The sequence below is a fragment of the Streptomyces sp. NPDC036822 genome (assembly GCF_055609145.1).
This window is the reverse complement of the sequence record NZ_JBVJPY010000001.1, coordinates 389,317-412,503: the sequence shown is the minus strand read 5'-3', so window position 1 is coordinate 412,503 and position 23,187 is coordinate 389,317. Positions and strand designations below refer to the sequence as shown.

22 protein-coding genes are annotated in these 23,187 nt (G+C 72.7%); 11 read left to right on the top strand and 11 right to left on the bottom strand.

The features are described 5' to 3' along the window. The first annotated feature begins 12 nt into the window (after positions 1-12). Together ACZ68P_RS01935 and ACZ68P_RS01930 are read left to right on the top strand one after the other, a co-directional pair. Positions 13-630: a spherulation-specific family 4 protein gene (locus tag ACZ68P_RS01935; protein WP_471001098.1), complete on the top strand. Its 618-nt coding sequence runs from the start codon at positions 13-15 to the stop codon at positions 628-630. Continuing rightward, on the top strand, positions 627-1,433 hold the full coding sequence (locus tag ACZ68P_RS01930) for an endo alpha-1,4 polygalactosaminidase (RefSeq protein WP_471001095.1): 807 nt from the start codon (positions 627-629) through the stop codon (positions 1,431-1,433). Before ACZ68P_RS01935 ends, ACZ68P_RS01930 begins: the two co-directional genes overlap by 4 nt. Positions 1,434-1,530: 97 nt before the next feature. Here the strand turns inward: ACZ68P_RS01930 and cobS are convergent, their stop codons facing one another. Next, positions 1,531-2,301, bottom strand: a complete 771-nt coding sequence (gene cobS, locus ACZ68P_RS01925; protein ID WP_471001092.1) for an adenosylcobinamide-GDP ribazoletransferase — start codon at positions 2,299-2,301, stop codon at positions 1,531-1,533. Positions 2,302-2,377: 76 nt separating this feature from the next. On the opposite strand from cobS, the gene ACZ68P_RS01920 reads away from it, so the two are divergent. Continuing rightward, complete coding sequence (locus ACZ68P_RS01920) at positions 2,378-3,142, top strand: hypothetical protein (protein WP_471001089.1); 765 nt, start codon at positions 2,378-2,380, stop codon at positions 3,140-3,142. On the opposite strand, the gene ACZ68P_RS01915 is transcribed toward ACZ68P_RS01920, so the two are convergent. The 4 genes from ACZ68P_RS01915 to ACZ68P_RS01900 form a co-directional block, all read right to left on the bottom strand. After that, positions 3,082-3,792 carry a hypothetical protein gene (locus ACZ68P_RS01915; RefSeq protein ID WP_471001086.1) on the bottom strand — a complete coding sequence of 237 codons (711 nt, stop codon included), beginning with the start codon at positions 3,790-3,792 and terminating at the stop codon, positions 3,082-3,084. The two genes, ACZ68P_RS01920 and ACZ68P_RS01915, sit on opposite strands and share 61 nt — an antisense overlap. Further along, positions 3,789-5,564 (bottom strand): phosphatidylglycerol lysyltransferase domain-containing protein, encoded by a 1,776-nt coding sequence (locus tag ACZ68P_RS01910; protein WP_471001083.1) that lies wholly within the window; start codon positions 5,562-5,564, stop codon positions 3,789-3,791. The genes ACZ68P_RS01915 and ACZ68P_RS01910 overlap by 4 nt, the downstream gene beginning before the upstream one ends. A 97-nt stretch (positions 5,565-5,661) precedes the next feature. Then, positions 5,662-6,750, bottom strand: a complete 1,089-nt coding sequence (gene cobT / locus ACZ68P_RS01905; protein WP_471001080.1) for a nicotinate-nucleotide--dimethylbenzimidazole phosphoribosyltransferase — start codon at positions 6,748-6,750, stop codon at positions 5,662-5,664. Between the two features lie 44 nt (positions 6,751-6,794). Further along, positions 6,795-7,997, bottom strand: coding sequence for a bifunctional adenosylcobinamide kinase/adenosylcobinamide-phosphate guanylyltransferase (locus ACZ68P_RS01900; RefSeq protein WP_471001077.1), 1,203 nt, complete (start codon positions 7,995-7,997; stop codon positions 6,795-6,797). Between the two features lie 90 nt (positions 7,998-8,087). On the opposite strand from ACZ68P_RS01900, the gene ACZ68P_RS01895 reads away from it, so the two are divergent. Next, complete coding sequence (locus ACZ68P_RS01895) at positions 8,088-8,294, top strand: hypothetical protein (protein WP_365719037.1); 207 nt, start codon at positions 8,088-8,090, stop codon at positions 8,292-8,294. A 300-nt stretch (positions 8,295-8,594) separates the two neighbouring features. Here the strand turns inward: ACZ68P_RS01895 and ACZ68P_RS01890 are convergent, their stop codons facing one another. After that, positions 8,595-9,302, bottom strand: a complete 708-nt coding sequence (locus tag ACZ68P_RS01890; RefSeq protein WP_471002389.1) for a class I SAM-dependent methyltransferase — start codon at positions 9,300-9,302, stop codon at positions 8,595-8,597. Between the two features lie 104 nt (positions 9,303-9,406). Further along, complete coding sequence (locus ACZ68P_RS01885) at positions 9,407-10,003, bottom strand: DUF3043 domain-containing protein (RefSeq protein ID WP_471001073.1); 597 nt, start codon at positions 10,001-10,003, stop codon at positions 9,407-9,409. Positions 10,004-10,275: 272 nt separating this feature from the next. Here ACZ68P_RS01885 and ACZ68P_RS01880 point away from each other — a divergent pair, with 272 nt between their 5' ends. The 5 genes from ACZ68P_RS01880 to ACZ68P_RS01860 all read left to right on the top strand — a co-directional run bounded on the left by ACZ68P_RS01880 (position 10,276) and on the right by ACZ68P_RS01860 (position 16,789). Beyond that, complete coding sequence (locus ACZ68P_RS01880; RefSeq protein WP_471001070.1) at positions 10,276-11,073, top strand: PspA/IM30 family protein; 798 nt, start codon at positions 10,276-10,278, stop codon at positions 11,071-11,073. Between the two features lie 38 nt (positions 11,074-11,111). Beyond that, the gene (gene pspAA, locus ACZ68P_RS01875; protein WP_471001068.1) at positions 11,112-11,390 is read left to right on the top strand and encodes a PspA-associated protein PspAA; all 279 of its coding nucleotides are present in this window, start codon (positions 11,112-11,114) and stop codon (positions 11,388-11,390) included. Positions 11,391-11,518: 128 nt separating this feature from the next. Then, positions 11,519-12,748: a sensor histidine kinase gene (locus ACZ68P_RS01870; RefSeq protein ID WP_471001065.1), complete on the top strand. Its 1,230-nt coding sequence runs from the start codon at positions 11,519-11,521 to the stop codon at positions 12,746-12,748. Next, positions 12,745-13,437 (top strand): response regulator, encoded by a 693-nt coding sequence (locus tag ACZ68P_RS01865; protein ID WP_471001062.1) that lies wholly within the window; start codon positions 12,745-12,747, stop codon positions 13,435-13,437. The genes ACZ68P_RS01870 and ACZ68P_RS01865 overlap by 4 nt, the downstream gene beginning before the upstream one ends. A gap of 184 nt (positions 13,438-13,621) precedes the next feature. Next, positions 13,622-16,789, top strand: a complete 3,168-nt coding sequence (locus tag ACZ68P_RS01860; RefSeq protein WP_471001059.1) for an efflux RND transporter permease subunit — start codon at positions 13,622-13,624, stop codon at positions 16,787-16,789. A 125-nt stretch (positions 16,790-16,914) separates the two neighbouring features. On the opposite strand, the gene nadA is transcribed toward ACZ68P_RS01860, so the two are convergent. Continuing rightward, on the bottom strand, positions 16,915-18,096 hold the full coding sequence (gene nadA, locus ACZ68P_RS01855) for a quinolinate synthase NadA (RefSeq protein ID WP_471001056.1): 1,182 nt from the start codon (positions 18,094-18,096) through the stop codon (positions 16,915-16,917). 263 nt (positions 18,097-18,359) lie between these two features. Here nadA and ACZ68P_RS01850 point away from each other — a divergent pair, with 263 nt between their 5' ends. Beyond that, complete coding sequence (locus tag ACZ68P_RS01850; protein ID WP_018848827.1) at positions 18,360-18,716, top strand: HesB/IscA family protein; 357 nt, start codon at positions 18,360-18,362, stop codon at positions 18,714-18,716. 89 nt (positions 18,717-18,805) lie between these two features. Here ACZ68P_RS01850 and ACZ68P_RS01845 read toward each other — a convergent pair whose 3' ends face one another. Next, a complete protein-coding gene (locus tag ACZ68P_RS01845; protein WP_471001053.1) occupies positions 18,806-20,224 on the bottom strand; it encodes a hypothetical protein in 1,419 nt (472 codons plus the stop codon). Between the two features lie 76 nt (positions 20,225-20,300). Then, positions 20,301-20,507: a hypothetical protein gene (locus ACZ68P_RS01840; RefSeq protein ID WP_471001050.1), complete on the bottom strand. Its 207-nt coding sequence runs from the start codon at positions 20,505-20,507 to the stop codon at positions 20,301-20,303. Positions 20,508-20,640: 133 nt separating this feature from the next. Here ACZ68P_RS01840 and ACZ68P_RS01835 point away from each other — a divergent pair, with 133 nt between their 5' ends. Then, positions 20,641-21,615 carry a carbohydrate kinase family protein gene (locus ACZ68P_RS01835; protein ID WP_471001048.1) on the top strand — a complete coding sequence of 325 codons (975 nt, stop codon included), beginning with the start codon at positions 20,641-20,643 and terminating at the stop codon, positions 21,613-21,615. Positions 21,616-21,773: 158 nt separating this feature from the next. Here the strand turns inward: ACZ68P_RS01835 and ACZ68P_RS01830 are convergent, their stop codons facing one another. Further along, complete coding sequence (locus tag ACZ68P_RS01830; protein ID WP_471001045.1) at positions 21,774-23,156, bottom strand: aminotransferase class V-fold PLP-dependent enzyme; 1,383 nt, start codon at positions 23,154-23,156, stop codon at positions 21,774-21,776. Between the last annotated feature and the right edge of the window lie 31 nt (positions 23,157-23,187).

The window sequence follows — 23,187 nt, the reverse complement described above, 5'->3', positions numbered from 1 at the left end:
GAGGAACGCCTTGTGACCCCCTCCCTCCTGGTTCCCTTCTACGAACACCCGGCCGACCGCCCCGACGCCTGGGCCTCGGTGATCGAGGCGGCGCCGGCGCTCTACGGCGTCGTCCTGAACCCCGCCGACGGCGCCGGGCAGGCCCCCGACCCCGCCTTCGCCACCGTCGCCGAACGGCTCCGCGAGGCCGGGGTGCGGGTGCTCGGCTACACCGACACCGCCTACGGCCGCCGGGCGCACGGCGAGGTCGTGGCCGAACTGCTGCGCCACCGCGACTGGTACGGGGCCGACGGAGCCTTCCTGGACCAGGTGCCGACCGGCCCCGACGCCCTCGCGCACTACCGGCGCCTGGGCATCGCCGCGCGGGCGGCCGGCGCACGGACGGTCGTCCTCAACCACGGCGCCCACCCCGACCGCGGCTACGCCGACGTCGCCGACCTGCTGGTCACCTTCGAGGGCCCCTGGGACCTCTACCGCACACTCGACCTGCCGGTCGCCGACCACTACTGCCACCTCGTCTACGCCGCTCCGCCGGACGCCCTGCCGACGACCCGCGTCCACTGCGCGGTCCCGGGCGCGGGCGCCCACCCGTGGGGCACCCTCCCGCACCTCCTGGAGCCCGCCCGATGAGGCGCCCGCCGCTCCTCCTCGCCGCCCTGCTGCTCCTGGCGACGGCCTGTACGAGCGCGCCGGACGACGGCCGCCCGTCCGCCCGGGACGACGTCCGTCCGTCCGCACGCTGGCAGCCGAAGCCCGGCCTCGCCTGGCAGTGGCAGCTCAGCGGCCGCCTCGACCCGGCCGTCGACGTCCCCGTGTACGACATCGACGGCTTCGACCACCCGGCGGCCACCGTTCGGGACCTGCACACGCGCGGCCGGAAGGTGATCTGCTACCTCTCCACCGGCGCCTGGGAGGACTTCCGCCCCGACGCCTCGGAGTTCCCCGCGTCCCTGCTCGGCGAGGGCAACGGCTGGAAGGGTGAACGCTGGCTCGACATCCGCCGCACGGACCTGCTCGCCCCGCTGATGGCCGAACGCCTCGACATGTGCCGCACGAAGGGCTTCGACGCGGTCGAACCGGACAACATGGACGGCTACGAGAACCGCACCGGCTTCCCCCTCACCGCCGCCGACCAGCTCCGCTACAACCGCCTGATCGCGAAACTGGCCCACGACCGGGGCCTGGCGGTGGGCCTGAAGAACGACCTGGACCAGATCCCCGGGCTCCTCGCGGACTTCGACTTCGCGGTCAACGAACAGTGCGCGCAGTACGACGAGTGCGACCGGCTGACCCCGTTCGTGAAGGCCGGCAAGGCGGTCTTCCACGTGGAGTACGAGGTGGAGGTGGACGCCTTCTGCCCGAAGGCCCGGCAGCTCGGCCTCAGCTCGATGCGGAAGCGGTTCGAGCTGGGGGTGTGGCGCGAGGCGTGCTGACGGTTCCGGCGCGGGTCACGACGGAGCGGGTGCACGGCCCTCACCCAGCCGCTCGGCACCCGCCCCGAAGGCCGCCCTCCCGCCGGTCACGAAGTGATCAGAGAACGCCCAGCGTCAGCCCCATCAGCGCCACCGTTCCCGCCACTTCCTCCACCGCCCCGAACACGTCCCCGGTCACCCCTCCGAACCTCCGCACGCACCGCCGCAGCAGCCACGCCGCCACCCCCAGGCCCGCCCCCGCCGCCAGGACGTGGCGGAGGGCGTCGTACGGGGAGAACAGCGCGCCGGCGCCGGCGCAGGCCAGCAGGACGAGGGCCGTGATCAGGGCCGCGGGTCGGGGCGGGACGGTGGAGGCGACCATCGCGCCCAGGCCCTCGGGGCGGGCCGCCGGTATGCCGGTGCGGGAGGCGTGGGTGAGGGCGAGGCGGGCGACGGTCGCGGCGAGCGCGGCCGCCACCGCGCCCTGGGCCCAGCCCTCCCCGTACAGCCGGTACAACGCGGCGACCTGGGCGAACATGACGAAGAGCAGCACGATCACGCCGAACGGCCCGATGTCCGACTGCTTCATGATCCGCAGCGCGTCCTCGGCCGGCTTCGCGCTGCCCAGGCCGTCGGCCGTGTCCGCGAGCCCGTCCAGGTGCAGGCCGCGCGTCATCAGGGAGGGGACCGCCGCCGAGACGACGGCCGCGAGCAGGGGGCCGGAGCCGAGCAGCAGGAACGCTCCGCCGAGCGCGGCGGAGCAGAGACCGACCACGAGCCCGGCGAGCGGTGCCCAGAGCATGCCGGCGCGCGCCGTCTCCCGGTCCCAGCGGGTGATGCGGGCGGGGAGCACCGTGAGGGTGCCGAAGGCGAAACGCAGGCCGTCCATCGGGGCAGCGTAGAACAGCGCCGCACCTTGTAAATTGCGCATGACGTGCATATCGCGCATACCGGAAGCAGGTGGCATGGGTCACTGGTTCTCACGCAACATCGTCGAGCCCGGCAAGCTTCCCCTGCTCATCGCCCTCACCTCCTTCGTGGTGACCTTCGTGGCGACCCGGATCGTCACCCGCATGATCCGGGCGGGGAAGGGGCCGTTCGGCAACGTCTCCTCCGGCGGGCTCCACATCCACCACGTCGTGCCCGGCGTCGTCCTCACCGTCGCCGGGGGGTTCGGCGCCGTCGCCTGCGGCCGGTACGGCGCCGCCGCCGTCGTGTTCGCCGTCGTCTTCGGGGTCGGGGCGGGGCTCGTCCTCGACGAGTTCGCCCTGATCCTCCATCTCGACGACGTCTACTGGAGCGATCAGGGGCGCAAGAGCGTCGAGGTGGTGGTCCTGACGGCCGCTCTGGTGGTCCTGGTCCTCGGCGGGTTCTCGCCGCTCGGTGTCGACGACCTGACCGCCGACGAGCGCCAGAACCGGGGCGCCTTCATCCTCAGCCTCGCGGTGAACTTCCTCTTCGTCCTCGTCGCCCTGATGAAGGGGAAGTTCCGGATGGCCGTCATCGGCACGCTGATGCCGTTCGTCGCGCTCTTCGGCGCGGTACGGCTCGCCCGCCCCGGCTCCTGGTGGTCACGCAAGGCCTACACCCGCCGCCCCAAGGCCCGCGCCCGCTCCCGGCTGCGCGCCTACCGGCACGACCGGCGCTGGGACAAGGTGCGGCGCAAGGGTCAGGACCTGATCGGGGGCTTCCAGGATCGGGTGCCGGGGCGCGGCTCCGACTCGTCCTGACGGCGCTCCCGCCACGCTCCGAGCGCCACGACCACGAGCACGGCCGCGATGGCCGCCAGGTGCTCCTTGCCCGCGAGGTTCTCCTTGACCAGCACCTCCACCACCATGGCGACGACCACGAGTGCCCCGGTCCACCACGCCCGGTAGCGCCAGCACACGTAGACCGCGAGCCCGACCACCGCCGCCGACGGGCCGGTGTCGACGACCCGCGCGTCCGAGGCCGGCAGCCCGAGCGGGGAGTCCGGGCCGAGGGCGATGCCGATCCGCGCGTACAGCGTCCCGGCCAGCGTCGCCGTGTAGGCGAGGGCGAGCGTGCGCCACCGTCCCAGGCAGATCTCGGCGATGCCGAAGACCAGCAGGATCTGCGCGAGCGCCCCCCACACCGGCAGGTCGAGGGCGGGGACGAAGAGCGAGAGGGGGGTGCGCGCCAGGGCGAGCCACAGCGGGTCCTCGGCGCGCACCGAGCCGACGGCCTGCACCGGCCGGTAGCCCCAGTCCTGGTTCTGCGTCAGCTGGAAGAGCGCCGTGAGGCAGACCGCGGCCAGGGTCATCGGGACCGCCCGCCACCCCCGGGTGACCAGGGCCGCCCGGACGGCGGTGTACAGCGGCCCCCACTCGCGGCGGGCGAAGCTCCGCGGGGCGGGACTCACCGCCGGCCCTCCAGGTGCCTGCGGTGCATCCACTTCGGCAGTCCTGGGGCCTCCAGGAAGCCTTCGGCGCGGCCCGCGGCGAGGCCGATGCGCAGCAGGTCGGCGCTCTTCTCGAAGAGCATGAAACGGGGCTCCCAGATCGGTCGGTACTTGGCGTTGGCGCGGTACAGCGACTCGATCTGCCACCAGCGGGAGAAGAAGCTGAGCAGCGAACGCCACATCCGCAGCACGGGTCCCGCCCCGAGCCTCGAGCCACGTTCGAAGACGGAGCGGAACATCGCGAAGTTCAGTGAGACCTGCGTGATCCCGATCTCCCGGGCGCGTTGCAGGAGTTCGATGACCACGAACTCCATCAGGCCGTTCTCGGCGTCCCGGTCCCGGCGCATCAGGTCGAGCGAGAGGCCCTTCGGGCCCCACGGCACGAAGGAGAGCACCGCCCGCAGCTCGCCGGCTCCTTCCCCGTCGCCGCCGTCCCTGCACTCGAGCATCACGCACCGGCCGTCGCGCGGATCCCCGAGCCGGCCGAGCGCCATCGAGAAGCCCCGCTCGGTGGCCCCGTCGCGCCAGTCGTCGGCCTTGCGGAGCAGCGCCTCCATCTCGTCGGCCGGGATGTCCTCGTGGCGCCGGATCCGGACCTCGTACCCGGCCCGCTTGACCCGGTTGAACGCCTGGCGGACCGTCCGCATGGCCCGGCCGTCCAGGGTGAACTCGGCGGTGTCCACGATCGCCTCGTCGCCCAGCTCCAGCGCGTCCAGGCCGTGCCGGGCGTAGATCGTGCCGGCCTCCTCGCTCGCGCCCATCACGGCCGGGATCCAGCCGTGCTCCCGGGCCTCGGTCAGCCACGGTTCGATCGCGCCGGGCCAGGCCTCCGGGTCGCCGATCGGGTCGCCCGAGGCGAGCGAGACGCCGCCGACGACCCGGTAGGCGACGGCGGCCTTCGCGCTGGGGGACCAGACGACGCTCTTCTCGCGGCGCAGCGCGAAGTAGCCGAGCGAGTCCCGGTCGCCGTGCTTGTCGAGCAGGGCGCGCAGCCTGTCCTCGTCGTCCTCGGTGAGCGGGTCGACGGCGCGGCGCGAACGGAAGGCGGCGAAGAGCACGGCGAACAGCAGCAGTGTGGACAGGACGTTGATGGTGACGTCGACCCAGCCGGGCGGGGCGATCCCGTCGAAGCGGGAGCCGTCGGAGGCCAGCGTGACGAGCCGCATCACGCCGTACCGCCAGCGTTCCAGGAACGCGGAGTGGGCGGGGGAGGTGTCGGTGACGGTGACCAGGACCGCGGCGAGCAGCGAGGTGACCAGGAGGCCGCCGGCCGCCACCACCGCGGCGAGCAGTGGGTTGGACCGGTCGCCCTTGGCGTAGAACTCCTTGCGCCCGAGCAGCAGCGCGAGCACGAAGGCGGCGGTGAGGGCCAGCGACACCCAGTTCTGGGCGTGCTGCCGGATCTCCGGGAAGATCATCGCGAAGGCGAAGAGCAGCAGGAAGAGCCCGCTGAGGACGATGTTGAGGATCCAGGCGGCCCGCTTGCGCCGCCGCATGGTGATCGCGAGGAAGAGCGTGAAGACGCCCGAGGCGAAGCCCGCGGTCAGCATGTACGGAGTGAAGTAGTCGTCCGTGTTGTGCCGGCGGAGGTCCTGGCCGAGCGAGAACCAGACAGCGCTCAGGAAGTTGACGAACGTGACGGCGCGCAGATACCAGACGGCGAACGCGGCACCTCGCCGCGATCGGGCGGTTCCCCCGGGCGCTCCTTCGATGGACAAACGGACCTCTCCCATGAAAAGCGATCATATGGGGCATCGCTCGTCATGGTCGGTCGCCGGACGCGGCCGTCCGCGCGTGGCGGACGGGCCGTGTCCGGTGCCGTGATCGGCCTCAGTTCTCCTCGTCCGCGGGGCCCGCCGCGGGCTGTTCCGGAATGGTCGGTTCCGGCTGCTCGGGCAGCTCGGCGGCCAGTGCGGCCGCGGCCTGGACGAGGGGAAGAGCGAGCAACGCCCCGGTTCCCTCGCCCACAGTGACGCCGTGGTCGAGCAGAGGGTTGAGCGCCATCCGGTCCAGCGCCTTGGACTGCGCCGGCTCCCCGCTCACCTGACCCGCCAGCCACCAGTCCGGCGCCCGGAACGCCGCCCGCTGCGCCACCAGCGCACAGGCCGCCCCCACCACACCGTCCAGGATCACCGGCATCCGCCGCACCGCGCTCTGCAGCAGGAACCCGGTCATCGCCGCCAGGTCCGCCCCGCCCACCGCGGCGAGCAGCTCGACCTGGTCGCCCAGGACCGGCCGGGCCCGCCGCAGGGCGTCCCGCACCGCCGCGCACTTGCGCATCCACGCCAGATCGTCGATGCCCGCGCCGCCCCGGCCGGTGACCACCGAGGCGTCCGTGCCGCACAGCGCCGCGACCAGCGTGGCCGCCGGGGTCGTCCCCCCGACGCTCAGGTCACCGAGGACGACCAGGTCCGTGCCCGAGTCGGCCTCCTCGTCGGCGATCGCCACACCGAGCGCGACGGCCGCGGCCGCCTCCTCGGCGGTCAGCGCGTTCTCCACGTCGATCCGGCCGCTGCCGCGCCTCACCCGGTGGCGTACCACCTCGGCGGGCAGCAGCTCCGGGTCGCAGTCCAGCGCCGCGTCCACCACCCGCACCGGCACGTCCGCCCGGCGGGCGAGCACCGCCACCGGGCTCGCGCCGTCGAGCACCGCGCGGACCAGCTCGTACGCGGTCCCGGCCGGACGGCCCGACACCCCGAGCGAGGCCACCCCGTGATCCCCCGCGAAGAGCACCACCCGGGGCTGCTCGATCGCCCGTACCATCACCGAACCCTGCGCCGCCGACAGCCACTCGCCCAGCTCGTCGAGCCGGCCGAGCGCGCCGGGCGGCACGATCAGCCGCTCCCGGCGCTCCTCGGCGTCACGCCGTATCCCCCCGTCGGGGCGCTCGATCAGATCGGAGAAGTCGTCCAGGTTCAAGGCTCTTCCTCGTGACGTCGGCGGTGGCCATCGGTGATCGCACCCTACCCGCGCAGCACCAGGGCCTGTCCCGCGACGACGAGGAGCACCTGCTCACACTCGTCCCCGAAGGCCGCGTTCAACCGGCCCAGCTCGTCCCGGAAGCGGCGCCCCGACGCGGTGGCCGGCACGACACCCGAGCCCACCTCGTTCGTCACGGCCACGACCGTACGAGAAGTCGCCCGCACCGCCGCCACCAACTCCGCGGTCCGCTTCCGCAGTTCCTGCTGCCCGCCGTGCTCCCACCGCTCGTCGTCCCAGGCCTCCGCCCGGTCCATGGCGTCCGTCAGCCACAGCGACAGACAGTCGACCAGCAGCGGCGGGCCCTCCTCCTCCAGGAGGGGCACGAGGTCGCAGGTCTCCACCGTCCGCCAGGAGTGCGGCCGCCGCTCCCGGTGCAGGTGCACCCGCTGCGCCCACTCCGGGTCCCCCTCGCGTCGGCCGCCGGTCGCCACGTACACCACGTCGGGGAACGACTCCAGACGCCGCTCCGCCTCCACCGACTTGCCCGAACGGGCCCCGCCGGTCACCAGCGTGCGGCGCGGCACCTCAGGCACCTCGTGGTACTCGCCGACGTACAGGGTCGTCCCGTCCGGCACCGCCCGCGCGCCGGCCGCCGCGAGCCGCCGGTCCAGCTCGGCCCCCGAGGGCACGTCGTGGTCCAGGTGCACGGCGACGACCTCGGTGCGCGCCGTCACCGCCCCGGTCGCCCGCAGCCTGGCCAGCGCGTCGGGCCGGCCGGTGACGTCCGCGACGACCATGTCGTACGCGGTGCCGTGGTCCTCCGGCAGGCCCGCGGGAGCGCCGCCGGGCGGCAGGTACAGCAGCCGCTCGCCGTCCAGGGACGTCACCTCGTACCCCGTGCCGGGGGAGTCCATCGGCACCGCCCGCACCCGGTGCCCGCTGATCAACGTCAACTCCCGTCCGTCCGGCACCCTCCCCGCCGCGGGCAGCCCGGCCGGCACCTCCACGGCCGGTCCGTCGTGCGGATGCGTCAGCAGCACCTGCCGGACGCCGACGAGCGAATGCCCGGACCGGGCGGCGGCCAGCGCGGCCCCCGGCGTCAGATCGAGCAGCAGCGCCCCGTCCACGAGCAAGGCGGTGGCCGCCCGCGCCAGCGGGCCACGGGCGGTCGCGCACACGGCGCAAGGGCAGTCGGGGCGGGGCAGCCCGAGGGGGGCGCCGGTGCCGAGCAGAGTCAGTTCCACCCCCTGATCCTCCCGCGTCACCCCGAAGGGTGCGCGCCCGGCTACGCTGCGGGCAGGAAACCGATCATCCGGTGAGCCCAGGAGGCGGACATGGCATGGACGTGGCGGTTCGAGAAGTCCGACGGCACGGAGGTCCAGCCGGCGTTGACGCCGGAGGAGTTCACCACCCAGGGAGACGCCGAGTCCTGGCTCGGTGAGTACTGGAAGGACCTCCTCGAGGGCGGCGCGGACCAGGTCACCCTCTCCGAGGACGGTACGAAGATCTACGGCCCGATGCCCCTGAACGCGGAGGGCTAGAGCGCCCGGCGACGGGGGCGGGACCACGGGGCACGTCACCCCGCCCCCGGCGCCCGACCTCTTGTGGGCATCTGTTCCGCCGGGGCGGAACGGGTGGGCACACCCCCGGAGGCCGGTGCCTGTCAGGCGCCCCGCGCCCGGAGCAACTGCCGCTCACAGGGCCGTGGCCCGGCTCGCGGGGAGCGCGGTTCGGAGCACCCGGCCCGGGGGCGGCCCGAAGGGCGCGGCGTCAGGACCGCGAGGGCGTCGCGGGGGGCGGCCCCGCGGGGGAGAGCCCCGGCGTCGGCCCGCCCCGCCGCTCTAACCCCTGACCCCGCACAGGTGCAGCAGTGCCGCGACCCGGCGGTACGGTTCCGTCCGGCCCGCGCGGTCCTCCGCGGCCAGGAGACGTTCCAGCTCCTCCGCGGCCGGCAGCCCCACCTCGCCCGGCAGGCCGTCGGTGAAGACCCGCACGCCGTACCAGGCGTGCAGCGGCGCCGCGATCCCGGCGAGCGTCGACGTCAGCGCGTCGAGCCGGTCGGCGCGCACCTTGAGCCCGTTGTGGTCGGTGTACACGTCCGACTCGAAGCCGGTCAGCGCGCCCGTCCAGTCCCCGGCGAGCCCCGGCCGCATGGCCAGCGCCTCCGCGTTCCGTACGACCAGGGACAGCAGGCCCCCGGGCGCCAGCATCCGCGCCAGGCCCGCCAGCAGCGCGTCCGGTGCGTCCGCGTACATGAGCACGCCGTGGCAGAGCACGACGTCGAAGCTGCCCGGCAGGAAGTGCACCCCGGTCTCGCGGCCGTCGCCCTCGACCAGCCGGACCCGCTCACGGATCCCGGCCGGCTCGGTGGCCAGCGCGTCACGGGCCGCCTTGAGCAGCTCCGGATCGGCCTCCAGGCCGGTCACGGTGTGCCCGGCCCTGGCCAGCCGGAGCGCCTGGGTGCCCTGCCCCATGCCCGCGTCCAGGATCCGCAGCCGCTGCCCCACGGGGTAGCGGGCGGCTATCTGCTCGTCGAGCTGGCGCGCGATCAACTCCTGCCGGACGGTCTCGCGCAGGCCCCCGTGGCCGGCCGGCCACGGGGAGACGGCGGGCAGCAGGGGGCCGCCGGTGCCGGATCCGGAGCTTTCGCCGCTCAGGGCCGCTCTCCGCGCTTGACCTGCGGCTTCGGCAGCCGCAGTCGGCGCATCTGGAGCGTACGCATCAGCCCGTAGGCCACGGCGCCGCGCTTGGACTCGTTCGGGAAGCGCTCGTTCAGCTGCTTCTTCAGCCGCAGCCAGATGCCGATCGAGTCGATGACGATCATGACGATCACACCGAGCCAGAGCAGCAGGGAGATGTTCTGCAGCGACGGGACGCGGATCATCGACAGGACGAGGATCACCACGGCCATCGGCAGGAAGAACTCCGCGATGGCGAAGCGCGAGTCGACGAAGTCGCGAACGAAGCGGCGGACCGGACCCTTGTCTCGGGCCGGCAGATAACGCTCGTCACCGCTGGCCAGCGCCTCGCGCTGACGAGCCAGGTCCGAGCGGCGCGCTTCGCGCTGGCGCTTGGCGGCCTCCTTGCGGTCGGTCGGCACCGTCGCGGCACGACGGCGCTGGGTCTGCGCGTCGCTCCGCTTCGGGGTCGGGCGGCCCTTGGGGGCCTGCGGGTCGCGGGGCTGCTTGGAGAGGTCCGCCGTCACCTGATCGGTGGGGGCCTTCTCTTCCTTGGAACGGCTACGGAACACAAAACCCAAGGGTACGTGGTGGGGAGCATGGACCCCAGCCCCGCCGGGAACGATCCGCTAACGGGCTGCGTCTGTGGGGGTACGTACGGGACGACATGCGCGGGTTTCCCTGAGAGCCGTCTACACCCTGGGCCGGAGAGGGCCCGCCCGCAGTCGTCCTTGGGGAGGAGCACATCCGGCCCCGAACAGTGCGGTAATGGAGACAGGGACCGTACTGTGGATCCTGTTGGAGTGCTTGAGCCGAGTCCGTCAGAAGGGGGCGCGCGAAGCCCATGAGCGGTGTCATGAAGCGTATGGGGATGATCTTCCGCGCGAAGGCAAACAAGGCCCTTGACCGGGCCGAGGATCCGCGCGAGACCCTCGATTACTCCTACCAGAAACAGCTGGAGCTGCTGCAGAAGGTCCGCCGGGGCGTCGCCGATGTGGCGACCTCCCGCAAGCGCCTCGAACTGCAGCTGAACCAGCTCCAGGGCCAGTCCGCCAAGCTGGAGGACCAGGGCCGCAAGGCGCTGGCGCTCGGCCGCGAGGACCTGGCCCGCGAGGCGCTGTCCCGCCGGGCGGCCCTCCAGCAGCAGGTGAGCGACCTCGAGGTGCAGCACCAGACGCTGCAGGGCGAGGAGGAGAAGCTCACCCTGGCCGCGCAGCGGCTGCAGGCGAAGGTCGACGCCTTCCGTACGAAGAAGGAGACCATCAAGGCGACCTACACGGCGGCGCAGGCGCAGACCCGGATCGCCGAGTCCTTCTCCGGCATCTCGGAGGAGATGAGCGACGTCGGCGTGGCGATCCAGCGCGCCGAGGACAAGACCGCCCAGCTCCAGGCCCGGGCCGGGGCGATCGACGAGCTGCTCGCCTCGGGCGCGCTCGACGACCAGTCCGGTCTGGCGAAGGACGACATCCAGGCGGAGCTGGACCGGCTGTCCGGCGGCACGGACGTCGAGCTGGAGCTCCAGCGGATGAAGGCGGAGCTGGCGGGAGGCTCCTCGGCCTCGAAGCAGGCGATCGAGGGCGGCGCCGGGGCCACCACCCCGCAGGACCAGCAGCAGTCCCACCCCCGCTTCGACAAGCAGTGACGAGTCGCGACCAACGAGCCCTTTAAGGAAGGCGCGTCATGATCGTACGGATCATGGGGGAGGGCCAGTGGAAGCTGGCCGACAGTCACTTCGCCGAGCTCAACAAGCTCGACGACGAGCTGCTGGCCGAGATGGAGTCGGGTGACGGTTCGGGCTTCCGGCGCACCCTCTCCGCTCTCCTCGACGCGGTGCGCACCCTCGGCGACCCCCTCGCCGACGACGCGCTCGAACCGTCCGAGCTGATCCTGCCGTCACCGGACGCGACCCTCGAAGAGGTCCGCGAGATGCTCTCCGACGACGGCCTGATCCCCGGCTGACGGCGGACCGGTCCCGGGCCGGCGAGCCCGCCGCCCCGGGCGGCCCGCACTCCGACACCGACGGTGCCCCGTCCCCCTCGCCCGGGGGGCGGGGCACCGTCGCGTCCCACCCCGTACCGTTGCCCGATGTGACCTCCCTCGACAGCGGGTTCTCGCGCGGCCGGCGCTGGCTGCGGGCGCACCCCCTCGCCTTCGACGCCGGCCTCGCCCTGGCCGTGCTCGTGTGCATGGTCACCGGCTCCTTCGCCGACCCGCACGGCAGCCCCAACGGCCCGACCTTCGGCGACCGCACCCCCGACACCACCAGCGTGCTGCTCATGCTGCTCGTCGCCGCCGCCCTGGTCCTGCGCCGGCGCGAACCCCTCGGCGTCCTGGTCTTCACCGGCGCCGTCACCCTCGTCGAACTGATCGGCGACGACAACCCGGCCCCCGTCGCGATGGCCGTCGTCGTCGCGCTCTACACCGTCGCCGCCCGGACCGACCGCCCCACCACCTGGCGCGTCGGCCTCGCCACCATGGGCGTGCTGACCGGCGCGGCGATGATCTTCGGGCCGACGCCCTGGTACGCCCAGGAGAACCTGGGCGTCTTCGCCTGGACGGGCATGGCCGCGGCCGCCGGGGACGCCGTCCGCAGCCGGCGCGCCTTCGTCGACGCCATCCGCGAGCGGGCCGAGCGCGCCGAACGGACCCGCGAGGAGGAGGCCCGGCGCCGGGTCGCCGAGGAGCGACTCCGGATCGCCCGCGACCTCCACGACGTCGTCGCCCACCACATCGCGCTGGTCAACGTCCAGGCCGGGGTCGCCGCCCACGTCATGGACAAGCGCCCCGACCAGGCCAAGGAGGCCCTCGCGCACGTCCGCGAGGCCAGCCGCTCCGCCCTGAACGAGCTGCGCGCCACCGTCGGTCTGCTGCGCCAGTCCGGCGACCCGGAGGCCCCCACCGAGCCCGCCCCCGGCCTCGCCGTCCTCGACGAGCTGCTCGACACCTTCCGGCACGCCGGCCTCCCCGTCGAGCTGGCCCGCACCGACGACAGCGCCGCCCTGCCCTCGGCCGTCGACCTCGCCGCGTACCGGATCATCCAGGAGGCCCTGACCAACGTGCGCAAGCACGCGGGCCCGGCGGCCAAGGCGGAGGTGAGCGTGGTGCGGGTCGGCCGGACCGTCGAGATCACCGTCCTCGACGACGGCACCCCCCAGCCCGCGGCGGCCGCCACGGACACCGGCGGCCACGGCCTGCTCGGCATGCGGGAGCGGGTCATCGCCCTCGGCGGCAGCCTGACCGCCGCGCCCCGCTACGGCGGCGGCTTCCGCGTCCAGGCGATACTGCCCACCACGGCCCGTACGGGGGAGGACACATGACGATCCGGGTGCTGCTCGCCGACGACCAGGCACTGCTCCGCAGCGCGTTCAGGGTGCTGGTGGACTCCGAGCCCGACATGGAGGTCGTCGCCGAGGCCGCCGACGGGGCCGAGGCCGTCGCCCTCGCGCGCTCCGAGAAGGCCGACGTCGTCCTGATGGACATCCGGATGCCGGGCACGGACGGCCTGGCCGCCACCCGCATGATCACCGCCGACCCGGAGCTGTCCGCCGTACGGATCGTCATGCTGACCACCTTCGAGGTGGACGAGTACGTCGTGCGGTCGCTCCGGGCCGGTGCCTCCGGTTTCCTCGGAAAAGGGGCGGAACCGGAGGAGCTGCTCAACGCCATCCGGATCGCCGCCGCCGGCGAGGCGCTGCTCTCACCCGTCGCGACCAAAGGACTGATCGCCAGGTTCCTGGCCCAGGGCGGGAGTTCGGACCCGGACGACGGTGCGGAGCCGGCGTCGTACTCCGAGCGCCTGGCCGCCCTCACCACCCGCGAACGGGAGGTGCTCGTCCTCGTCGGCGGGGGTCACTCCAACGACGAGATCGCCGAGCGCCTCGAAGTCAGCCCCCTCACGGTCAAGACGCATGTCAACCGGACCATGGCCAAACTCGGCGCCCGCGACCGGGCCCAGCTGGTGGTCACGGCCTACGAGTCGGGTCTGGTACGTCCAAGGGTGGAGTGAGGGAGTACCCCGGCGTACTCCAGGCGCGGTATGCGCGGCATAAGGATTTGGGCCCGGGGGGCGAGGACCGGGCCCTTCTCATGGCTGATGGTGTAGGTCGGGCCTTCCTCCGCCCCGCCGAGCGCGCCTCGGACCCGCCGAGCACGCCACAGACCCGCCGAGCACGCCACAGAAGAGAGACCCCATGTCCTGGCTGTCCAGATTCAGCCTCGCGCAACGGGCCCTGATAGGGCTGATGTCCATCGTCGCCATCGTCTTCGGAGCGATCGCGATACCGCAGCTGAAGCAGCAGCTGCTGCCCTCGATCGAACTTCCGATGGTCTCGGTGCTGGCCCCGTACCAGGGCGCGTCCCCCGACGTGGTCGAGAAGCAGGTGGTCGAGCCGCTCGAGAACACCCTGAAGGCCGTCGACGGCATCACGGGCATCACGTCCACCGCCTCCGAGGGCAACGCCGTCATCATGGCGACCTTCGACTACGGCGACGAGGGCACCAAGCAGCTCGTCGCCGACGTCCAGCAGGCCGTGAACCGGGCGCGCGTGGCGCTGCCGGACGGCGTCGACCCGCAGGTCGTCGCCGGCTCGACCGACGACATCCCGACGGTCGTCCTCGCCGTCACCTCGGACAAGGACCAGCAGGCGCTCGCCGACCAGCTGGAGCGGACCGTCGTCCCGGCCCTGGAGGACATCGACGGCGTCGGCCAGGTCTCCGTCGACGGCGTCCAGGACCTCCAGATCTCCGTCACCCCCGACGACGCCAAGCTCGCCAAGGCCGGTCTCAGCGCCATGAAGCTCGCGGAGGCCATCCGCTCGGGCGGCGGCACCTTCCCGGCCGGCTCGTTCTCCGAGGCCGGCAAGAGCCGCACGGTCCAGGTGGGCGGCGGCTACACCTCGCTCCAGCAGATCCAGGACCTGCGGATCAAGCCCGAGAAGGGCGAGGCGGTCCGCCTCGGCGACGTGGCGTCCGTGAAGCAGGAGGAGTCCTCGCGGGTCTCCATCACCCGTACCGACGGCAAGCCCAGCCTCGCCGTGATGGCCACGATGGACAACGACGGCAGCGCCGTCGCCATCTCCGAGGCGGTCCAGGACAAGCTTCCCGAGCTGCGCGAGGACCTCGGCGCGGGCGCCGAGCTGACCGTCGTCTCCGACCAGGGACCCGCCGTCTCCAAGTCGATCTCCGGTCTGACCACCGAGGGCGCGCTCGGCCTCGTCATGGCCGTCCTGGTGATCCTGGTCTTCCTCGCCTCGATCCGTTCCACCCTGGTCACCGCGGTCTCCATCCCGCTCTCGGTCGTCCTGGCCCTGATCGTGCTGTGGACCCGCGACCTGTCGCTCAACATGCTGACGCTGGGCGCCCTCACCATCGCCATCGGCCGGGTCGTCGACGACTCGATCGTGGTCCTGGAGAACATCAAGCGGCACCTCGGCTACGGCGAGGAGCGCCAGTCGGCGATCCTCACGGCGGTCCGCGAGGTCGCGGGCGCCGTGACCTCCTCCACCCTCACCACCGTCGCGGTCTTCCTCCCGATCGGTCTGGTCGGCGGCATGGTCGGCGAGCTGTTCGGCTCGTTCAGCCTGACCGTCACCGCGGCCCTGCTCGCCTCGCTCCTCGTCTCCCTGACCGTCGTCCCGGTCCTCTCGTACTGGTTCCTGCGTGCCCCCAAGGGCACGTCCGAGGACCCGGAGGAGGCCCGGCGCCGCGCGGAGGAGAAGGAGGACCGGAGCCGGCTGCAGCGCCTGTACGTCCCGGTCCTGCGCTTCGCGACCCGGCGCCGTCTCACCAGCGTGGCGATCGCGATCGTCGTCCTGGTCGGCACCTTCGGCATGGCCCCGCTCCTGAAGACCAACTTCTTCGACCAGGGCGAGCAGGAGGTCCTGAGCATCAAGCAGGAGCTCGCTCCGGGCACCAGCCTCGCGGCGGCCGACGAGGCCGCGAAGAAGGTCGAGAAGGTCCTCTCCACCACCGACGGGGTGAAGGACTACCAGGTCACGGTCGGCTCCTCGGGCTTCATGGCCGCCTTCGGCGGCGGCACCGGCGCCAACCAGGCCTCGTACCAGGTCACGCTGGAGGACTCGGCGTCGTACGAGAAGACCCGTGACGCGATCGACGAGGCGCTGGGCGGGCTCGACGGCATCGGCGACACGACGATCGCGGCGGGCGACGGCTTCGGCAGCCAGGACCTGAGCGTGGTGGTCAAGGCATCCGACGCCGACACCCTGAAGAAGGCGTCCGAGGCGGTCAAGGCCGAGGTCGCCGAGCTCGACGACGTCACCGACGTCCAGAGCGACCTGTCGCAGTCCGTGCCGCGGATATCCGTCAGGGCCAACGCGAAGGCGGCGGACCTCGGTCTCGACGACACGACCCTCGGCATGGCCGTCGCGCAGGCGGTCCGTGGCACCCCCGCCGGCAAGGCGATCCTCGACGAGACCGAGCGGGACGTCGTCCTGACCTCCGCGCGGCGGGCCACCACGATGGCCGAGCTCAAGGCGCTGCCGCTCGGACCGGTCAAGCTCGGCGACATCGCGGAGGTGAAGCTGGTCCCGGGTCCGGTCTCGATGACCCGGATCGACGGCTCGCGGGCCGCGACGATCACGGCCAAGCCGACCGGTGACAACACCGGCGCGGTGAGCACGGAGCTCCAGTCGAAGATCAACGCGCTCGACCTCCCGGAGGGCGCGACCGCCTCCATCGGTGGTGTCTCCGAGGACCAGTCCGAGGCGTTCGCCAATCTGGGCCTGGCGATGCTCGCGGCGATCGCGATCGTCTTCATGCTCCTGGTGGCGACCTTCAGGTCGCTGATCCAGCCGCTGATCCTGCTGGTGTCGATCCCGTTCGCGGCGACCGGCGCGATCGGTCTGCTGGTGGTCACCGGCACCGCGATGGGCGTCCCGGCGATGATCGGCATGCTGATGCTGATCGGCATCGTGGTCACCAACGCGATCGTCCTGATCGACCTGATCAACCAGTACCGGGCCCAGGGTCTGGGTGTCGTCGAGGCGGTCGTCGAGGGCGGCCGCCACCGACTGCGCCCGATCCTGATGACGGCGCTGGCGACGATCTTCGCCCTGCTCCCGATGGCGCTCGGCATCACGGGCGAGGGCGGCTTCATCGCCCAGCCGCTCGCGGTGGTCGTGATCGGCGGTCTGATCACCTCGACGCTGCTGACCCTGCTGCTCGTCCCGACGCTCTACGCGATGGTCGAGCTGCGCAAGGAGCGCCGCGCGAAGAAGAAGGCGGAGAAGAAGGCGAAGAAGGCCGCGAAGCGGGACGGCTCCTCGGGCGACCCCGAGCAGCCGGACGTGACCCCCGGGGACGCGACCCTGCTCGACGCGCTGGACAAGCTGGACATCTGACGCCCGGCACACCCAAGGCCGAAGGGCGCCCCGCGATTCGCGGGGCGCCCTTCGGCGGTGTTGTGCGAGGGGTCCCGGTCCTCCGCCGGCCCCTGAACGGGGGCGGGGACGCGGACGCACGCGGGTTACGGCAGGGCGAGCATCCGCTCCAGGGCCAGCTTGGCGAAGCTCTCGGTCTCCTTGTCGACCTCGATGCGGTTGACCAGCTTGCCCTCGGCCAGCGACTCGAGCGCCCACACCAGGTGCGGCAGGTCGATCCGGTTCATCGTCGAGCAGAAGCAGACCGTCTTGTCGAGGAAGACGACCTCCTTGTCCGGGTGCGCGGCGGCGACGCGGCGGACCAGGTTCAGCTCCGTGCCGATGGCCCACTTCGAGCCGGCCGGGGCCGCCTCCAGGGTCTTGATGATGTACTCCGTGGAGCCGACGTAGTCGGCGGCCGCCACGACCTCGTGCTTGCACTCGGGGTGGACGAGGACGTTCACGCCCGGGATCCGCTCGCGCACGTCGTTCACCGAGTCCAGCGAGAACCGGCCGTGCACCGAGCAGTGACCCCGCCACAGGATCATCTTGGCGGCGCGCAGCTCCTCGACGGTCAGGCCGCCGCCCGGCTTGTGCGGGTTGTAGAGGACGCAGTCCTCCAGCGACATCCCCATCTCGCGGACGGCGGTGTTGCGGCCCAGGTGCTGGTCGGGCAGGAAGAGCACCTTCTCGCCCTGCTCGAACGCCCAGTCGAGAGCGCGCTTGGCGTTGGAGGAGGTGCAGATCGTGCCGCCGTGCTTGCCGGTGAAGGCCTTGATGTCGGCCGACGAGTTCATGTACGAGACGGGGACGACCTGCTCGGCGACGCCGGCCTCGGTCAGCACGTCCCAGCACTCCGCGACCTGTTCGGCGGTGGCCATGTCCGCCATCGAGCAGCCCGCTGCCAGGTCCGGCAGGACGACCTTCTGGTCGTCGGTGGTGAGGATGTCGGCCGACTCGGCCATGAAGTGCACACCGCAGAAGACGATGTACTCCGCCTCCGGGCGCGCGGCCGCGTCGCGGGCGAGCTTGAACGAGTCGCCGGTGACGTCCGCGAACTGGATGACCTCGTCGCGCTGGTAGTGGTGGCCGAGGACGAAGACCTTGTCCCCGAGCTTCTCCTTCGCGGCGCGGGCACGCTCCACCAGGTCGGGGTCGGAGGGCGACGGCAGGTCGCCGGGGCACTCCACGCCGCGCTCGCTCCTGGGGTCGGCCTCGCGGCCGAGCAGCAGGAGGGCGAGCGGCGTCGGCTGGACGTCCAGGGGCTGGGCGGTGGTCACGTCACGCACCCTTTCTTGTCTGCGAGTCTGCGAGCGGGCCTTTTCGTCGAAATGACACTATCTATGATAACCGGTTCACGTCACTTTGACGATGGCCATAGTGTCGATGTGACGAAAGTCCGCGCCGCACCCCGTCCCCTGGTGCGTTCCGGTACCCGAGCCGGTGTGCGAGCATGAAGGGGAAAGACTCGGGCTCCAACCGGAATGAATCCGGGGCCCCGCCGGTTGCAACCGTCGGCAAGCAGTCTCCGTACAACCCGGGAGAGAAGCAGATGTCCGTATCGGACGAGAAGACCACTGTCAGCGACGGCATCCTCCTGTCTGACGCCGCCGCGGCCAAGGTCAAGGCCCTGCTCGACCAGGAAGGCCGCGACGATCTGGCACTGCGCGTCGCCGTTCAGCCCGGCGGCTGCTCCGGCCTGCGTTACCAGCTCTTCTTCGACGAGCGTTCGCTCGACGGTGACGTCGTCAAGGACTTCGACGGCGTCAAGGTCGTCACCGACCGCATGAGCGCCCCGTACCTCGGCGGCGCCTCCATCGACTTCGTCGACACCATCGAGAAGCAGGGCTTCACGATCGACAACCCGAACGCCACGGGCTCCTGCGCCTGCGGCGACTCGTTCAGCTAAGCCCCCAGGGCGCCACACGCGCGAAGGCGGCCACCCGGTCATCCGGGCGGCCGCCTTCGCGCGTCCACGGGCCCCGCGCGGTGGCGGGCCTACTTCTTCGGGACGGGCTCCCCGCTCGCCGCGTCCATGACCGACCGGGCACCGAGCGGCTGGGTGAGCGTCACCGTCTTCGTCACCTCCACCGCCATGGCGATGCACACCCGGTCCGGGTCGCCCGGCCGCTCGCTCACCCGCACCGAGACCTTGCCGGGTCCCTGGTCCGCCGAGACCGTGTACGTGCTGCACACCCCGCCCCAGAAGGTGACCGCCAGCGCGGTGCCGGTGCTGTCGGTCCGATACGACTCGATCCGGCGCGCGGGCGCCGTGCCCTCGTCGGGGGCGGGGGGCGCGGACGGCTTCACCGGCGGAGCCAGATGCTCCGGAGCCACCGCCGTCTGGACGACGGTGTAGGGCGTGCCGCCGGCCTGCGGCTCGACCCGGAACAGCCACGACGGGACGAGCACCCGCTTCTCGTTCACGAACTGCGAGGCGAGACCGAAGACCGCGCCGGTCACGGGAAGCTCCCGCGGCGTGGCGTCCGGCTCGCACGTCGCCGCCGGGCCGTCCGCCGTCGCCGGCGGGTCGGTGGCGCACCCGCCGATCCCGACCGGACCGCCCGCGGACGCCTTGTTCAGCTCCTCCAGCGCCGCGGGCGCACCCAGCACCGGATACGTGTCGTCCTTCGCGGGCTTCATCAGCTGTCCGCTGCCCGCCACCGGCGTACCGTCGGGGCCGATGTGGATCCCGGTCGACCAGCCGTACGTCGGCAGCCCGCCCACGACCGGATCGGCGTTGACCACCCGTACCGACCCGTTCATCACCTGGGACGCGTCCACCGCGGCGTCGCTCTGCCCGATCGCCTTCAGGACGGGCGCGGCCGCGGCCTTCGCGGCCGCCTCGCTCACCGGGGTCCCGCCGCGCGGCGGCTTCGGCTCGCCCGGGGGCGGGCACGCCTTGCCCTTCAGGCAGGTGTCCCCGGCCGGCCCGCCGTCGTACCGCGAGACCGTCCAGCTGCCCGGCGCCTCGGCGGACACGTCGAGACGCAGCCCCGACCCGTCCTTCTCCGGCGCGATCCTCCAGACCGCGCCCTCCAGCCTCGGGGCGCCCGCGATGCCGAGTGCCGTGGCCAGCCGGGTCACCTCCGCCGAGGTGACCCGGCCCTCGGGCCGGTGGACTGCGGCCGAGGAGGGCCCCTTGGGGAGTGGGCCCTTGGCCTTGTAGACGGCTCCGCCGTCGTTCGGGTCCGGCTCGCCCGGCGCGATGCCGGGGCCGTCGCCGCCGGTGCCGCCCTTGGCGTCGAGGTGCAGCGGCGGGGGAGGGGCGGAGCTGCTCCTCGTATCGCCGGCACCGCCGTCCGACGCCGTCGTGGCGAGGTACACGCCGCCGCCGCCGATCAGCAGCACGCCCGCCGTCACCGAGGCGACCAACGGCGCCGTACGCTTCCCTCGCGGGTTCTCCGTACCGCTCACCGCATACTCCTTCGTCCCGCCGGAATCCTGTCGAAGACACCGATGGGACGGAAGGCGGGAGCGGCTGGTTCCGTCCTCAGCCGCCGTACTCGGACGTGGCGGCGATCAGCCGGGCAGAAGCGGGCGGGACGACGACACCGTGGATCAGCGAAGGGGAGACCGGATCGGCCGCCACGGTCGCCGGGACCACCCAGTGCGGGGCCATCCGCGCGCTGTCGCCGCGCAGCTGGGCGAGGCTGAACTCGGACTCCTGATGCTCCCGGGGAGCGGGGTGCGTGGACATACGCGCACCGTACGCACGGTACGGCTTCGGAGAAAAGCCCTACTCTGGGGTAGTTTCCACTGTTCGGCAGGGGGGCCTCCGGCCCGGTAGCGTGAACTGTCAACGCCACTCCGTCCCGCAGGAGCGCCCAGCCGTGCGTATCGCAGTCACCGGCTCCATCGCCACCGACCACCTGATGACCTTCCCCGGCCGGTTCGCAGCCCAGCTCGTCGCGGACCAGCTGCACACGGTCTCCCTCTCCTTCCTCGTCGACAACCTCGACATCCGCAGGGGAGGTGTCGGCCCGAACATCTGCTTCGGCATGGGCCAGCTCGGCGGCCACCCGATCCTGGTGGGAGCGGCCGGCTACGACTTCGACGAGTACCGCGCCTGGCTCGACCGCCACGGCGTCGACACCGGCTCCGTGCGGATCTCCGAGGTCCTGCACACCGCCCGGTTCGTCTGCACCACGGACAAGGACCACAACCAGATCGGCTCCTTCTACACCGGCGCCATGAGCGAGGCCCGGCAGATCGAGCTCAAGGCCGTCGCCGACCGGGTCGGCGGCCTGGACCTCGTGCTGATCGGCGCCGACGACCCCGAGGCGATGCTCCGCCACACCGAGGAGTGCAAGACGCGCGGCATCGCCTTCGCCGCCGACTTCTCGCAGCAGATCGCCCGCATGGACGGCGCCGAGATCCGCACCCTCCTCGACGGCGCGACCTACCTCTTCTCCAACGAGTACGAGAAGGGCCTCATCGAGTCGAAGACGGGCTGGAGCGACGAGGAGATCCTCGGCCGCGTCGGCCACCGGGTCACCACCCTCGGGTCGCGCGGCGTGCGCATCGAGCGCGCGGGCGAGCCGGTCATCGAGGTCGGCTGCCCGGAGGAGGACGCCAAGGTCGACCCGACCGGCGTCGGCGACGCGTTCCGCGCCGGCTTCCTCACCGGCCTCTCCTGGGGCGTCAGCCTGGAGCGCGCGGCCCAGGTCGGCTGCATGCTCGCCACGCTGGTGATCGAGACCCTCGGCACCCAGGAGTACACGCTGCGCCGCGCCAACTTCATGGAGCGGTTCGTCAAGGCGTACGGCCACGAGGCCGGCGCCGAGGTCCAGGCGCACCTGGCCTGAGCCGAGGGGCTCCGGCCCCCGCCCCGGGGCCCGCACCACGCGGGCCCCGCGGCGGCACCACACCGCCCCCCGGCCCCGGCGGTACGTCACCCCGGCCGCCCACGAGGCGACCGGCCCCGGCGGTACGTCACCCCGGCCGCCCACGAGGAGACCTCGCCCTACGCCACCCGCCGCACCCGGTAGGCCGTGCCGCCCTTCGGGGAGGGCTCCTCGCCCAGGTACTCCTGGCCGCGCATCTCGCACCAGGCCGGGATGTCGAGCCGGGCCGCCTCGTCGTCGGCGAGGACGGTCACCGTGCCGCCCACCGGGACGTCGCCGATCACCTTCGCCAGCTCGATGACCGGGATCGGACAGCGCCTGCCCAGGGCGTCCACCACGAGGGAGTCCGCCCCGCCCGCCGAGGCCGCGGGCTCCGGGGCGCCGAGCCGCTCCCGTACCGCCCCGACCACCCCCGGCAGCACCTCCAGGAAGCGGTCCACCTCACCGGAAGGCGTGCCGGCGGGCAGCGACACCCGGACGTTGCCCTCGCTCAGCACCCCCATCGCGCGCAGCACGTGGCTGGGGGTGAGGGTCGCACTCGTGCACGACGAACCGGACGACACGGAGAAGCCCTCCCGGTCCAGCTCGTGCAGCAGGGTCTCCCCGTCGACATAGAGACAGGAGAAGGTGACGAGGTGCGGGAGCCGGCGCACCGGATCGCCCACGACCTCCACGTCCGGCACCAGCTCCGGCACGCGCCCGCGGATCCGGTCCACGAGACCGCGGAGCCGTGCCCCCTCGGCCTCGGCCTCCGCCCGCACCGCCCGCAGCGAGGCCGCCGCCGCCACGATCGCCGGAAGGTTCTCGAAGCCGGCCGCCCGCCCCGACTCCCGTTCGTCCGCCGGCCCCCGCACGGCGAACCGCACCCCCTTGCGTACGACGAGCAGACCGACCCCCGCCGGGCCGCCCCACTTGTGCGCGCTCGCCGCCAGCAGCGACCAGTCGCCCTCGACCGGCCCCCAGCCCAGCGACTGCGCCGCGTCCACGAACAGCGGCACCCCCGCCGCCCGGCACGCCTCGGCGACCTCGGCCACCGGCTGGACCGTCCCCACCTCGTGGTTGGCGGACTGCAGACAGGCCAGCGCGGTTCCCGCCTCCAGGGCCGCCCCGAAGGTCCCGGCCTCCACCGCCCCCGAGCGGCCGACCGGCACCTCGGTCACCGTGCCGCCGGCCCCCGCGTGCGCCTCGGCCGCGTGCAGCACCGAGGAGTGCTCGACCGCCGACACCACGAGCCGGTTCCCGACACGCCGACGCCCCGCGAGCGCTCCGGAAATTCCCGAGTGAACCGCGTGCGTCCCCGAAGGAGTGAACACCAGCTCGTCGGGACGGCAGCCCACCGCCTCCGCAGCGGCCTCCCGAGCCGCGTCGAGCAGCAGCCGGGCGCGCCGCCCCTCGCGGTAGAGCCGGGCCGGATCGGCCCAGCCCTCGTCGAGGGAGGCAAGCAGCGCCTGGCGGGCGATGGGGTGCAGGGGGGCGGCGGACGCGGCGTCGAAGTAGGGCACCCGTCCACGGTAGAGCCCCGCCATATGAGCC